The sequence below is a fragment of the Haloarcula limicola genome, assembly GCF_010119205.1.
Lineage (GTDB): Archaea > Halobacteriota > Halobacteria > Halobacteriales > Haloarculaceae > Haloarcula > Haloarcula limicola.
The window spans coordinates 67,241-81,039 of sequence record NZ_WRXM01000004.1; the positions used below are offsets into that span (position 1 = coordinate 67,241).

Consider the following 13,799-nt stretch of genomic DNA (forward strand, 5'->3'; position numbering starts at 1 on the left):
CCGCGCGAGTAATTGGATGGGCTTTTAGTAATCGCTCCATAAGGGGCCGATATGAGTCTGCCGGAAGAACACACGGACAGCGGACACGGGGAGCACCACCTCCCGGCCACGGAGGACTGGCCCCAGGGGTTCGGCGAGGCGAGCTGGTGGCCCTTCGTCACGGCCATCGGCGCGTCGGGAATCTACGTCGGCGCGGCGCTCTTCGTCCTCGCGCTGGGCGATTCGGGGCTCGTGAGCATGACCGTCGGTGCCGCCGCCACCGTCTCCAGCGTCGGCCTGTTCCTGGTCGGCATCTACGGCTGGCTGTACCACGCCTTCGTCTCGAACTTCTGGGAGCGCGGGTCGGACCACCACTCCGCGCGCACGCTGAAGTTCGCCATGCTGTTGTTCCTCGGATCGGAGCTCGCGACGTTCGGTGCCGGCTTCGTCTACTACTTCATGATCCGAGGGGCCGACGTCTGGCTCGACGCTGCCATCCCCGAAGTGTGGGGATCGCTCGTCGTCGTCAACACCGTCATCCTGGTCGCCAGCTCGGTGACGCTGCACTATAGCCACGTCGCCCTGCTGAACGGTAAGCGCTCGCGCTTCCTCAAACTCCTCGGCGTGACGCTGCTGCTCGGAATCGTCTTCATCGCCGGACAGGTCTACGAGTACTACGAGTTCATCGTCCACGAGGGCTTCACTATCACGGGAGGAATCTACGGCTCCGCGTTCTACGGCCTGACCGGCCTGCACGGCCTCCACGTCACGATGGGTGCGGTCCTGCTCGGCATCGTCTTCGTCCGAGCGTACTACGGGCAGTACTCCGCCGAACGCCACACCTCCGTCTCGACGGCCTCGATGTACTGGCACTTCGTGGACGTCGTCTGGATCTTCCTCGTCATCGTCCTCTACGTCGGCGCGAACCTGGTCTAAGCCTTAAGCGACCCGCGGCTCTCTTCTCCCCATGGAACGGCTCGACGTCAGCGACGGCTTCGACGTCCACGACTATCGCCACGGCCTGAAGCTACTCAAACAGGACCGCGGGTCGATGACCCTGGAGAATCGGCACGGCTTCGCCTGCCCGGCCTGTGGCGAGCGCTTCGACCGCCTGTTCGTCAGCGAGAACCGCGAAAACACCTTCGGGAAACCCAGCAGCCCGATCTGTCTCGTCCGGACCGACGAGCGGTTACTGTTGCTCACCCACTGACGACGGCTGCGACGCATCGAGGAGACCACGCCGGACGCTTTTGTTCGTGTGCTACGTACTGCCACTCGATGCACGCCGCCAGACTCCACGAGTACACCGACGACATGGCGAACGGCCTCTCCATCGACGAAGTGGACGAGCCACAGGTGTCGAACAGCGACGACGTGGTGGTCGAAGTCGAGGGAGCCGGCTGGTGCCAGACTGACAACCACATCATCGAGGGGATGTGGACCGACTACGTCGAGCAGACGCTCCCGATGACGTTGGGCCACGAGAACGCCGGGACGGTGGTCGCCGTCGGCGAGGAAGTGACACTGGTCTCGGAGGGAGATCAAGTGATCTGTCACCCGGTCCAGACCTGCGGGACCTGTCGGCCCTGTCGGCAGGGCGAGACGATGTACTGCGAGAACCAGTCGTTCAACGGCCTGACGACTGACGGCGGTTTCGCCGACGAACTGCTCACGAACGAGCGGTCGGTCATCCCGCTTCCCGACGGCGTGGACCCCACGACCATCGCGCCCCACGCCGACGCGGGCATCACCGCCTACCACGCCGTGAAGAAGGCCGAAGACGGCCTCAATCCCGGTGACACCGCCGTCGTCATCGGGGTCGGCGGGCTCGGTCACATCGGGCTGCAGTGCCTCGACGCGATGAGCGCCGCCGACATCGTCGCGGTAGACCTCAAGCAGTCCGCGCGCGACCTCGCGTCGGACCTCGGCGCGCACTACACGCTCGACCCCGACAGCGAGGACGTGGCGAGCGAGGTCGAGGACATCACCGACGGCGTCGGCGCGGCTCAGGTGCTTGACTTCGTCGGAGCCGACGAGACGACGCGACTGGCCCCCGACATCTGCGCGGCCGGAGGCGACCACCACATCATCGGCTACGGCGGCCACATCCACGAACCCGCACAGTCGCTGGTCAACGGCGAGTTCGCCTACCAGGGGAACATCGTCGGCCGCTACACCGAACTCCAGGAACTAGTCGCGCTGGTCGAACGCGACGCCGTCGAGTTGCACACGACGCAGTACGGCTTAGACGAGATCAACACCGTCGCCGAGAAACTGGAACACCGCGAGATCGACGGCCGGGCCGTCATCACGCCGTAGGGGCGTCGCCTATCGGCGACGGTTCTCGGGGGGCGCGTCGTCCTCGCTCGAAAGCGCACAGTACCGCCGCAGGAAGGTCGCGCGATCGACCGCGCCCGCACCGGCCTCGACGAGGCGGTCCTCTAACCCCCGTCGCGGACTGTGAGAGCGCGCGCGGTCACAGGGCGTGCAGAGGTACTCGAACTCCTTTTCGTCCCTGTCCCAGCGGTCGCCGAATTTGTCGTACTCTCTGGCGTCGTCGCGCGAGACTGCCTCGCCACAGGCGACACAGACGACCGTCGAGTCCTCGCGCTGCCACGCGTTCCGGTAAGACACGTCAGTGACCCCCCCGGAACGCGGAGCCGGTCGCCGAGTCGAATCGTCGCTGGTGTCTTCGCGTCATGGTGTTCGTTCGACGATTCGCTCCGGTAGCTACTCGCTCTACTGCGCCAGCCGTGAGGGCCATTTATATATCGCCGCTCAACGAGACCAGCGGTCTCCACGGCCGCCAGCCAGCTATTTTTGCCCGGGCGACGTATCGGATTCCGATGTCGGACGAACCCCCCACCTCGAAAGGCGACCGCCGGCTCCCCCGACTCGCCGCTCGAACCGCCCTCTTCGGGCTCCTCGGTCTGTCGCTCGGGAGCGTCCTCGCCGGCAGGCGACGGACCGGACGCCAGCGCGCGCAGTTGGTCGAGGAGTTACGGGAGACTGCCAGCGAGCGGTCAGAGAGACCCATCACGTCCGAAGACTACGCCGACCTTCCCGACCCGGTGCGCCGATACTTCGAGACGGTGCTCGAACCCGGTCAGTCTCGCGTCCGGACCGCTCGACTGAAACAGCGCGGCGAGTTTCGCCTCGGCGACAGCGAATCGTCGTGGCACCCGCTGAGAGCGACCCAACGCTACACGGCTTCGCCGCCGGGCTTCGTCTGGGACGCGACGATACGCCTGGGGTCGGTTCTCCCGACGCAGGTGGTCGATAGCTACGTCGACGGCACCCCCGCGCTCGCCGCCCGCCTGCTCTGGACGGTGCCGGTCGCCGACGCCGCCCCCACGCCGGAACTGGCCGCGGGCGAACTGAGCCGCTACCTCGCCGAAGCCGTCTGGTTTCCAACGGCACTCCTCCCCGCGAACGGCATCGAGTGGGAACCGATCGACGACGACGCCGCGCGAGCGACGCTCACCCACGACGGGACGACGGTCTCGCTCGTCTTCCGCTTCGACGAGGCGAATCTGGTCGACCGCGTCGTCGCCGAGGACCGCTTTCGCGCGGTCGGCGACGGCTTCGAACGAGCGAAGTGGACCGGCCGCTTCGCGGACTACGAGCGGCGAGACGGGATGCTGGTCCCGACTCGCGGCGAAGTCGAGTGGAACCTCCCGAGCGGCGACCTCCCGTACTGGCGCGGGCGTATCACCGAGTTCGAGTTCGACCTCGGCGAGTGAATTGGCGGACTGATACCGAACGTAGATGCGCTGCAGCCGCCGAATGAACGGTTCTGAACCGATTGAAGACCGGCGAACGGTCGGGGTGGTTTAGGTTCCGGGACCGCCATCGGAGTCGTATGCCACGCCGCTCACTTCAGGTACTGCTCGTCGCCGCCGTCCTCCTCGCCGGATGCGCCGGCGGCGTCTCCGATGCACCCGGTTCACCGACCGCGGCGGACCGATCCGGAACGTCGGGGACGACGGCGACGACGACCGCGACCACCGGCGGGACGGTCGCGTTCTACATCAGCGACGAGAAGAACGCTATCGGTGACTTTCGATACCTCAACGTGACGGTCTCGCGGGTCGGCTTCGAGCGAACGGGGAACGGAAGCGGCGGCTGGGTCGAGTTCTCCGGCGGTAACACCACGCTCGATCTGACCACGCTTCAGGGGGAAAACGCCACGCTCGTCGACGCCTACAGACTCCCGAACGCGACCTACGGGAAGGTCTTCGTCCACGTCAGCGAGGTGAACGCGACGCTCGAAGACGGCGAGCGCGTCCGCGTGAAACTCCCGAGCGAGAAACTGCAACTGAACGACGAGTTCACCGTCCGCGACGGCACCGAAGTGGACTTCGTCTTCGACATCACGGTCGTGAAAGCCGGCAACAGCGGGAAGTACGTCCTCAAGCCGGTCATCAGCGAATCCGGAACCACGGTTCCGATCAAGCCGACGGGGGCCGTCGAAGCGGAATCCGGAGCCACGTCGAACGCGACGGCGACTAACGGAACCGCGTGAAGACCGCGCCACGACGAACGTGAACTGGACTCACGCAAAGTATATGTGTAAACGGAAGTGATTGTGTCTCGATGGAACACGTTCGGTACGACTGTACGAACTGCGGCACCGAGTTGAGCTATCAGCGCACGAAACACACGGGCTGTTCGAGCTGCGGTTTCCTGCCGGCCCACAGCGCCGACTGAGTACGCCGTTGCGGTTGCGAAGGGTAGTAACGATTTTTCTCGCCGACAGAGAGTATCCGCCTACAGGTTAGCAACGGGCAGACGCACCCAGCGTCGAGTAAGGGTCGAGACGCCGAGCGGCGCGCCTCTCAACGTAGCGAGGTCACTCGTCCGTGCGATCGTTCGGACAGAAGCGATCCGGTGGAGGGATTATGAACCACAGTCGTTCTGCTTCGCGTCACTCCCTGATTCAAATCCCACGACGACTTTCGCTGCTCACGAATGGTTCGCAGCAGAAAGCCGGTGGAGGGCTTACTGAATAAGGGTTACAAACAGTTACAGCGGTGCGGCGCGTATGTAATTCATGCCCACGGAGAACTACGAGAAGCGGCTCAACGAGACGCTGGAGAACATCCAGCAGTCCGAGGTCATTTGTACCCGGAACAAGGAACTGCTCCAGGAGTACAAACGTGACAAAGTTCTTGACGGTCTGAGCGAGGCCACACTCCTGAAGAACCTCACCCGACTGAAGGTGATGGCCGAGCACCTGGAGGACCAGCAACTCGACGAGATGGACAAGGGCGACGTGAAGGACCTCGTCGCGTGGGTCCACTCCGAGTACGACAACGAGGAAACGATCGACACGTACAAGAACGTTATCCGGAGCTTCTGGAAGTGGCTGGATCCCGACGAGGACGGGGACGCACCCGAGACTGTCGCCTGGATTAAACTCAACAACTCCACGGGGAGCGACAAACTTCCGAAGGACCTGCTGTCGAAGGACGACATCGAAGCACAGGCGGAGGCCGCTAACAACCCACGCGACAGGGCGCTCATCTGGATGCTATACGAGACCGGCGCTCGCATCGGCGAACTCATCGACTTGACCGTAGGCGACATCGAGGACCGCAAACACGGGAAGAAGGTCGTCATCGAGGGTAAAACCGGCGCGCGTCGCCTCCCACTGGTGGAATCCGTCCCCCACATCAACAAGTGGCTGAACGACCACCCGAACCCCACGAAAGACGCGCCGCTGTGGTGTAAGATTCAGCAGGGCGGCCCGGACGACCAACTCGGCTACCGATACATCCGGGACAAGATCCTACGGAAGACGATGAAGGAGGCCGACATCGACAAGCCGTCGAATCCACACCACTACCGTCACTCCCGCGCGTCGTACTTGGCGAACCACCTGAAAGAGGCGCAACTATGCGCGTGGTTTGGGTGGGTGCAGGGATCGGACGTCCCGGCCCGATACGTCCACCTCTCAGGACGTGACATCGACAACGCCTACGACGAGATGCACGGGCTGTACGTTCCGGAGGAAGACAGCGACGAACCAGAAATCCGCGAGTGCGGGCGCTGTCAGGAACTCAACGAACCCGAAGCGGCTTTCTGTATGCGCTGTGGCTACGCGCTGAAAGGCGAGTCGGCGGCCGACTTCGAGGCGGAGGTCGAAGACGACGTGAAACAGGACTACGCCGAAACGGGCCCCGAGGACACGAGTACACAAGAGAAAATTGACACTATCGACAACCTCCTTGACGACCCGGATGTGAAGACCGCGCTCCTCGAACGGATGGGTACTGCCGAATAGACGGAGGTCTAAGACGCTCTCCGAGGGGGTCGAACACCCATACGATAGTTCGTCGGTGGCGCGGTCGTGCGTCCCTTTCCCGCTGTGATTTCAGCACATGCTACGAGCTCACCAACAATCCTCTACGGTAGAACGTACTTCGAAAGCAACATTGTGAAAGATGGAGAGATTGTATTCAGCAGTAGCGGCGAAGATAGCGCTAATTCTGTCGGTCTAAGTGATAATGAGGCTGAATAGCTATCATCAAGCGAACTCATCAAATCCAGACTGGGTCGTTTCGGTAGCCAAGCACCCCTCTCGAATTTTTTCTATATTAGAGATGGACTCTTCCCTCCCCACTTGTTGAGCGAAATTCTTCACGTAGACGCCTTTCAGCGCGACTACGATCGTGCTGTAACGTTTGGCATCATCTGTCCGTGCAGATATGGAAATCACTCTGTCGTTACCACCAGCTCTCTCTTCTTGATTGAATAAAATTACTAGCGTCGAATCGGGTATGCTTGCTAACGTTTGATCAAGGTCAATAGCATGATAATAGTCAGAACCGAGGGCGAAGAATATTATGTCGAATGGATCGTCAGATGTCTCGGTAAGCAGCTCACAGACTTCTTCGGCAATTTGCAATCTTTCCGCGCGCTGGTCAATTTCGCCATGATTCATACCACTGAACGTAATCTCGTACGGCGGAAGTTCTTCCCTCTCATCAATAAGTCCGAAACCCGCACTCACGAACTTTCGATCAACTTTGTGGCCTTTCGAACGAAGAACTTCAACGGCCTCGTTAATCCGCTGCTGCTGACGTCCTGAGTAAAGTTCGTTAGCTGGAATACCTGCTGTGTCAGGACGTTCCAGCAGCTGCTCTACCGGGCCTGAATCGACTTCTTCTTGCGTCAATTCGTGGAGCGCTTCAGGATAGTTTTTTGATCCAGAGCACTGGTCAATGACGAGAATTTTCATTTTAGAACTCACCTAGCCCTTTCTGAGTGTGGCGTTTCGGTGTTTCTGTATCATCGTATCCAAGTTTGGTTAGAACAGCCTCTCTGATTTCCTCAGGGTCACTATATGTGAAAACGCTCTCTCGTGTAGTCGTCTCTCTCCCCAATATGGATTCTGCGTTAAGTAGATGGATTTCTTCGTATCGCTGTGAAGCTTTCTGAATTGCTGCCGCTTGAGTATCGGAATTTGAGTCTGACTCGGTAGCAGAGGTCTCCCACCATTCGTATACCCCTTGAGGAGTGATCAATCCAATCTCAACTACCGGAATATCAAATACCTCCCTCCATACCTCGTTATATTCTGAAGTAAGATACTCCATGACTGTCTCATCTGCTTCGATTTCGTCTTCAGTGGGAATTCCGACGAGAATTCGAGGAAGTTGACGGTTAAAATCCTTATAGAACTGATGCATATTGTGGAATCCTCGTCGTCGATTTCTGTTGTTCCCTCTGAAAACGACTACCTCAATACCGAGTTCTTCGCAGATTGTACAGTCACAGTCTTTCCAAGGTTCAGCACGCAGTGTCAATTCATAATCATCGAGATATTTTTCGTCTCCGACCCAGCGTGCATACTCCTCAACGACGTGCCACAGCTGGTCGAACGTACTCACTTCTCCTTGGCGTTTTTCAAGTGTATTTACTGCGTCCAGACACCACGGTGATTGACTTAGAATCTCTCGGGCAGTATCGATATCCGCGAGATACGCGTCGATATCGATGGGATCTTCGTCATCGTCATCCCGCATACGCTTGAGAATTTTCTTACGGAATACATCGCTGAAATGCGCTTGCGTTTCTCGACCGAACTCGAAATCGGTTCGGAAGGCTTCATTCAAATCTCGTATTCGAGACTGATTATACTGGTCGTCGTGTCGATGTTCACGGACGTATTCTTCGAGCGCATCCAGAGTCTCCTCTGCTTGTGCGGCCCAGGATCGAAGTGTATCCGAAATTGATTTATCTTGGTCGTAGGCTCGAAGCGACCGAAGCACCTCCTGTCCCCTTAGCGATTTTTCTATTGCCGTCTCGAATCCATCTCGGGCTGTCGCATACCGGACCCGTACCGCTGTGTACTTCTGATCCCCCGCCATGTGGTAATTGCTCCCACCAGTCCACGCCGAACGGAGCATACTGGCGCTGTCGAAGGAACTCATGCCAGCGCGACCAACCGTATCGAAAGCTTTCGGCTTCGCGAAGCCGAACACGTGGCTGTCGACCCGTTCCTGGTGTTCTCTCTCGAATTCTCGTATGGTTTCTCCTACAACTGTTACGATATCTTTGATAGTCGATACGTGACTGCTGGCTACACCGCCAATTCCGATATATCGGAAACCAGTATCTAATAGGAGATCAGCCGCTTCTGCATACGAGTCTGGGTCCCATCCCTGAAATGCCCCCATCAGACGGAACGAGTAATTCCCATTCTGATACTCCTCGAACATATGTTGGGCGTTATCTAACGTGAGATTATATCTGAACTCCCGGTCGTTCTCTCGATGAACGGCCCGTGGATCGTTATTCAGGTGGTCAAGAATATCGTCGATAGATCCCTCGAAATCGCTCAGTGTGAACTTCTCTTTCGTGCTTTCGTTATAAATAGAAGGTTCATATTCTCTAACGCAATCTGGCCATGTTTCGGGCCATTCCTCGATCATCAAGTCGACCTTCTCGCGTACTTTAGAGGGAATATCGCTTTCCGAGAATGCCTTCGAAAAACATTCTTCGTTTAGATAGAGACGTCCTCGCTCTTTTCCTTCCCCCATTATGAGGTGGTCGATAGTAACTCCCGTCGTAACTCCGATATCAGTGTAGAATTCCAGCATCTCGTCGTTGTCATATGGTGGGAATGGGAGCGATTTGTATCCCCAAGCACCGCAGTCACTGATCGTGGGCATCCAATCAGGGACTGACAGATTAGGGTCGTCGTAGACGCCTTCTGAGGTGAAACGGGTAAACTTGGATTTGCTGGATTCAACTTGTTCGCGGGAAATAAGGACGCCGTCAACTGGTGTCGTTTCAGAATCAAAGATATCCCATATGAAATCTCGGTCCCGGTCGACTTTAACCAGATTAGAGAGTTCGTCGTTTACGAAGTCATAGTCAGTATCGACGGCGTCGTCCCATTCGGGAACGTAGAATCGCATGAATAGATTATGGTTGAGCTCGGGGGGAAATGAATCCTTCCAACTAACTCAAGACACCGATTTAGCCAACTGGTCTATCACCCACGCATTGTGGATTGCTCTTAGCTGCCGAACTCTACGCCTTGCTCCAGTGTACTTTTCGAGCTCGAATTCATTCGTGAATACGTCGAATTTGTCACAGACAGGACAACTGCAGTAGAACTCCTGAGGACGAGAATCGCATTTTTCATGATATTCGATTCCACTGTTTTTCCATTCATACACTTCTCTGAGCATCGTGGCGTTGCGGATCGCTGAGGAGGAATCAAATGAATCGATTTTTTCGGAGATCCGTTGTAGAATACCTGGATTCGATACCCCAAGTAAGTGAAGATTCCCTCCGTCTACAACCTCAGCTACTGCTTCTACGATCTCCGATACTTCATCGGTTTTCCGTAAGAAAGACCGACCGACGAGATTGCCGAGACAGAATTTTTCGCAACCGATCTCCTTCAGTTGAGTCGCACAATCAAGATACTCCTCGACTGAAGACCCCTGTACAACATACCACACCTCAAAGTCGTACTGTCCCGCTAACTCATAGGTTCGCTCGGCATCCGATATCGTTTGAGCAGCATCGCCGACGGTATCTTTCTGGATTACGATATCGGGCGAGAAGGAACTCTGTAGCTCCAGAACCTTTTCTGGAGGGTCACCAGTTCCCTGAAATCCACCGCTATCGATGATAATTGGCCCTGGATAATCTAAGACCGCGTTGATCCCGTTCTCTTCAGCTGCGCGTCTGAAGCTCTTTTTCGCTCTTCCGCCGACTAAGTGTTCGAGTGATATCATATACCCGTTAACAGAGATAGGTGTATCAAGCAGTGGCGGGTCAATCGTCATCTCCTGAGGGCTCTGACTAGGATCATGGTACAAGGGATCTGGATTGGGGGCCCATTCGATGAAGTATTCTACCATTGCAACTCAGATTAATCTGAGCTACTAATAAATACTTTACTGATGTTTCATGCCAGCGGTGGTTCGACATTTGTAATAATGCCTGCACCAGCAGAGGACGGTATTCTCCGTGTCCTGCAAGGAAAGGGGGCAATCCTCGTCTTGCATCTTCTCGCGGAAGAGCCAGAAGTTGGATTCAACCAATTAGAGGAATCTTGCAGGAGTGAAATCAGCCATTCTACTCTATCAAACCGCCTAAATGAATTGGAAGAATTGAATTTAATCGAGCGTAGAAGTTCCGACGAAAGGCCCCCCCGGACGTATTATACCCTCACTGAGAAAGGAGAGCGCGCAGTCGAGTTATTGAACCAGATACAGAATCTGGATCAGTAGTCGAGTAGGCTTTCTATATCGTTGAGCATCCGATCCACATCATCAATCATATAAACTCCGTCGAACCCTGCGATCTGTTTGAAGAAGTCGAGAGACTTATTCTCATACGAGGAAGGCCCTCGCCAGTACCCGTCAAGCACTATTATATGATGCCGGTCTTTTTCAGAGACATTGTCTCCCTTTAGCGCATAGCGAGTGAGGAAAGACCTTCCAGCGACACGATGTGCCTCGTAACCTGCCTGCTTCGGTCCAGATCCTCCCTTCCCGCCTGAGAGAGATTTCACCTCAATATAGATATCAGTCTCTCCGTTCAATTTGATATCCCACTCGTATTTTTTACTAAGAATACCCAGCTGGTGGACGAATCCATCTGAGGTTATGCCATTCGAACTCCATTCAATTGTAATGTCGTCATCCAATTTCTGATCAAGAATCGCGTACACGGTCCCTTCTGTGGGATTGAAATAGTCCCATCGTTTGGCCGGATTTCCGTGTTCAAACATCTCGTAGTAGAATTCTTCTAAGTCACCATTCTCAACCAGTTGCCGCATTTTTGACCCACGAGATAGATTCGTTAGGGAGTAGTACGCCTCACGGAGGCCATCACGAACTAAAGAAGGTGTGAGTCCATGGTCAAATCGCTTGAAGACGTCGTGTAATTCGTATTCATCTCGTAAGTCATCAAGCTCCGCTAAGAACCAATCTTCGTCGAAGTTGTTCAGCCAGTCGTCCCGTTGCAGCACCAGCTTCGCCAATGAAGTGTAGTTGTCCGCGAAGCCGGTGATTGCTGGCAAAGTAATCGGCTTATCACCTGCATACCCAGCACGCGATTGTATTTGATCTAGTTCCTTTTCTAACGCATTCTGCCCCGCTTTCCTCGCTTGGTCGCTCGGATTAACCTCTTTGTATTCAATCGGCTCCTCTTGAGTAACATTGATGACCGTATCCCAGAACAGAGAGTAGGTCTCAAGATAATCCTCCGCTCGGCTGACGTCAGAGTCTTTGGTTGCATACGTACCGAACACCATGACCGTTGTGGCATCGGGGAAGTGAGATTTCAAAAATAGTAGTTCGCCGAGATTCTTCTGAAAGTTTTTATTGAAATGACCTTGCTTCACCTGCGTCGCCCAGGCTACGATCCACGGATCACTTTCATTAGGCGCATATGCATCATATTGGATTCCAGTCTCGCGATCTGGAATCATCCCGTCGTTCATCGTTTCCGGATCAACGTCAAATTCGGATGCCAGAATAACGGGCAGAATCTCTTTTTCAAGATGGCTACCTGTGAGGTTTGACTCCTCCATTACACGGGTCATATCTTTCCCGGAGAACCCCCCGTCGTGACGGAGTTCGCTATCGGTCTTCTCTGAATCGGCCGTAAAATCATCCAGAGAGGTACTAACAGGAGAATCGTTTCCACTATCTTCGTGGTTTTGCCGACCCATAAGCAAAACCAGAAAAGGTAGCCTGAATAAGTGTAGGTATTTTTATACTTAGTTACTAAATATAGAATGAAACGCTCAGATAAAGTTGAGCCAATTAGCAGTAACGGCGATCGACGGAACCTTCGGACGGTAACGCATCCGAAGCCGCGAGATGCCGACCGTGCGATGGACCCGTATCCTGACAACACCGACGTTGACCCCGTTATAGATCCCGATGGTGATCTCGACGTTGACCTGTGGGGTGGTGCTGGGGTCTGGCGAGAGTTCTTCGACCTCGTTCGGTTCTTCTGGCTTGACCAGCGCGAGGCAGGGCTGTCGTGTGACGAGTTAGAACGCTCTGTCACCGCCAGTATCGAGGCCGCAGAAGGAGAGTTTCGCCACGGGAAGCGGGGAAGGATGCAGCACAATGACGTGGCAGCAACGTTTTCGGTCGAGACTGTCGACAACGTGAACGTAGAATCTGCGAAGCAGCGCTTCGAACGGGGAGTAGCTTTGGCTCCCATAGAATTGAAAGCGCTCGTCGAATCTGGCGAGTACGAAATCCGACCGACTGAGTCATCAGACGAGAATCGAGTGTAGAAAGGTTCTGAACCCTTTTTCCGGAAGCCGGTGGAGGGATTTGAACCCTCGGCCTAATCCTTACGAAGGATTCGCTCTGCCAGTCTGAGCTACACCGGCGCGACAGACACACGACGACCGGTCTCGCGTGCCAACAGCACGTCGTCGGTGTGTCACTCGGCACTCGTACGTTGTGCCGATAGCCGCAATAAGGATTGCGAATCGGGGGCATCGAGAGACGCGTTCGCACGCCTCAAGGGCGCGTTCGACCCCAATGGCGTCGAGATCGAAAACGAGTATGCGGCCCGTGTCAGCCGCCGAGGTAGAGCCGACCGACCTCCTCGTTGTTGAGGAGTTCGGTACCCGTACCGGTGAACTTTATCTCGCCGCTGGCGAGGACGAACCCGCGGTCGGCGACCGAGAGCCCCTTCTCGGCGTTCTGTTCGACCAGCAGGATCGTGGTCCCCAGGTCGTTCAGCTGCTCGATGCGCTCGAACACGTCGTCGATAAATCGCGGTTCGAGACCGATGGACGGTTCGTCGAGCAGCATCAGATCCGGATCGACCATGAGCGCGCGGGCGAGTTCGAGCAAGCGGCGCTGGCCGCCCGAGAGCGTCCCGGCCTTCTGCTGGCGGATGTCGCCGAGCACCGGGAACTCGTCGTACAGCGTCTCGGCACGCTCTGCGGCCTGTTCGTCGTCGTCGAAGACGTAACCGCCCATCAGCATGTTCTCCTGAACGGTCATGTTCGGGAACACGCTGGCGTCCTGCAGGACGTAGCTTATCCGGTTCCTGAGGTTCTCCTGTGGCGACCGGCCCGTGATGTCCTCGTCGCGGAAGGTGACGGTCCCCGACTGCACGTCGGCGAAGCCGTAGATGCTCTTCATCAGCGTCGACTTCCCCGACCCGTTGGGGCCGATGAGACACGCTACGTCCTCCTCTTCGATGGCGATGCTGACGTCGTGGAGGACGGTCGTGTTGCCGTAGCCCGACGTCACGTCGTCCATCGAGAGTATCGGGTCCGTAGTCGTCGTGGTATCGGTGTCTGACGTCGCCAT

General features: G+C 56.5%; 14 protein-coding genes and 1 tRNA gene. 8 read left to right on the forward strand and 7 right to left on the reverse strand.

Annotated elements, in window-relative coordinates:
- Positions 1 to 51 precede the first annotated feature (51 nt).
- From GO488_RS17210 to GO488_RS17220, 3 genes are all read left to right on the forward strand, one after another.
- Positions 52 to 915 carry a cytochrome c oxidase subunit 3 gene (locus GO488_RS17210; protein WP_162319086.1) on the forward strand — a complete coding sequence of 288 codons (864 nt, stop codon included), beginning with the start codon at positions 52 to 54 and terminating at the stop codon, positions 913 to 915.
- Positions 916 to 946: 31 nt separating this feature from the next.
- Positions 947 to 1,189 carry a DUF7385 family protein gene (locus tag GO488_RS17215; protein ID WP_162319087.1) on the forward strand — a complete coding sequence of 81 codons (243 nt, stop codon included), beginning with the start codon at positions 947 to 949 and terminating at the stop codon, positions 1,187 to 1,189.
- Between the two features lie 68 nt (positions 1,190 to 1,257).
- Entirely contained in the window at positions 1,258 to 2,298 is a 1,041-nt protein-coding gene (locus GO488_RS17220) for an NAD(P)-dependent alcohol dehydrogenase (RefSeq protein ID WP_162319088.1), read from the forward strand.
- 9 nt (positions 2,299 to 2,307) lie between these two features.
- Here the strand turns inward: GO488_RS17220 and GO488_RS17225 are convergent, their stop codons facing one another.
- The gene (locus GO488_RS17225; protein ID WP_162319089.1) at positions 2,308 to 2,613 is read right to left on the reverse strand and encodes a DUF7562 family protein; all 306 of its coding nucleotides are present in this window, start codon (positions 2,611 to 2,613) and stop codon (positions 2,308 to 2,310) included.
- A 212-nt stretch (positions 2,614 to 2,825) separates the two neighbouring features.
- On the opposite strand from GO488_RS17225, the gene GO488_RS17230 reads away from it, so the two are divergent.
- From GO488_RS17230 to GO488_RS17240, 3 genes are all read left to right on the forward strand, one after another.
- Positions 2,826 to 3,722: a DUF6920 family protein gene (locus GO488_RS17230; protein ID WP_206674434.1), complete on the forward strand. Its 897-nt coding sequence runs from the start codon at positions 2,826 to 2,828 to the stop codon at positions 3,720 to 3,722.
- 119 nt (positions 3,723 to 3,841) lie between these two features.
- Positions 3,842 to 4,504, forward strand: a complete 663-nt coding sequence (locus GO488_RS17235) for a DUF4382 domain-containing protein (RefSeq protein WP_162319090.1) — start codon at positions 3,842 to 3,844, stop codon at positions 4,502 to 4,504.
- A gap of 528 nt (positions 4,505 to 5,032) precedes the next feature.
- Complete coding sequence (locus GO488_RS17240; RefSeq protein WP_162319091.1) at positions 5,033 to 6,265, forward strand: tyrosine-type recombinase/integrase; 1,233 nt, start codon at positions 5,033 to 5,035, stop codon at positions 6,263 to 6,265.
- Positions 6,266 to 6,508: 243 nt separating this feature from the next.
- Here the strand turns inward: GO488_RS17240 and GO488_RS17245 are convergent, their stop codons facing one another.
- Genes GO488_RS17245 through GO488_RS17255 form a run of 3 tightly spaced genes read right to left on the reverse strand, consistent with a single transcriptional unit; the run spans position 6,509 to position 10,364 of the window.
- The gene (locus GO488_RS17245; protein WP_162319092.1) at positions 6,509 to 7,222 is read right to left on the reverse strand and encodes a hypothetical protein; all 714 of its coding nucleotides are present in this window, start codon (positions 7,220 to 7,222) and stop codon (positions 6,509 to 6,511) included.
- 1 nt (position 7,223) lies between these two features.
- Positions 7,224 to 9,407, reverse strand: a complete 2,184-nt coding sequence (locus tag GO488_RS17250) for a queuine tRNA-ribosyltransferase tRNA-guanine transglycosylase (RefSeq protein ID WP_162319093.1) — start codon at positions 9,405 to 9,407, stop codon at positions 7,224 to 7,226.
- 48 nt (positions 9,408 to 9,455) lie between these two features.
- Positions 9,456 to 10,364, reverse strand: coding sequence for a tRNA-guanine transglycosylase (locus GO488_RS17255; RefSeq protein ID WP_162319094.1), 909 nt, complete (start codon positions 10,362 to 10,364; stop codon positions 9,456 to 9,458).
- A gap of 78 nt (positions 10,365 to 10,442) precedes the next feature.
- Between GO488_RS17255 and GO488_RS20255 the strand changes: the two genes are divergently transcribed.
- Positions 10,443 to 10,736: a winged helix-turn-helix transcriptional regulator gene (locus tag GO488_RS20255; protein WP_367398182.1), complete on the forward strand. Its 294-nt coding sequence runs from the start codon at positions 10,443 to 10,445 to the stop codon at positions 10,734 to 10,736.
- Here the strand turns inward: GO488_RS20255 and GO488_RS17265 are convergent.
- Positions 10,730 to 12,184, reverse strand: coding sequence for a hypothetical protein (locus GO488_RS17265; protein WP_162319096.1), 1,455 nt, complete (start codon positions 12,182 to 12,184; stop codon positions 10,730 to 10,732). The genes GO488_RS20255 and GO488_RS17265 overlap by 7 nt on opposite strands.
- Before the next feature lie 66 nt (positions 12,185 to 12,250).
- Here GO488_RS17265 and GO488_RS17270 point away from each other — a divergent pair, with 66 nt between their 5' ends.
- Positions 12,251 to 12,763 carry a hypothetical protein gene (locus GO488_RS17270; protein ID WP_162319097.1) on the forward strand — a complete coding sequence of 171 codons (513 nt, stop codon included), beginning with the start codon at positions 12,251 to 12,253 and terminating at the stop codon, positions 12,761 to 12,763.
- 25 nt (positions 12,764 to 12,788) lie between these two features.
- On the opposite strand, the gene GO488_RS17275 is transcribed toward GO488_RS17270, so the two are convergent.
- Positions 12,789 to 12,862, reverse strand: a tRNA-Thr gene (locus tag GO488_RS17275).
- Between the two features lie 190 nt (positions 12,863 to 13,052).
- Entirely contained in the window at positions 13,053 to 13,799 is a 747-nt protein-coding gene (locus tag GO488_RS17280) for an ABC transporter ATP-binding protein (RefSeq protein WP_162319098.1), read from the reverse strand.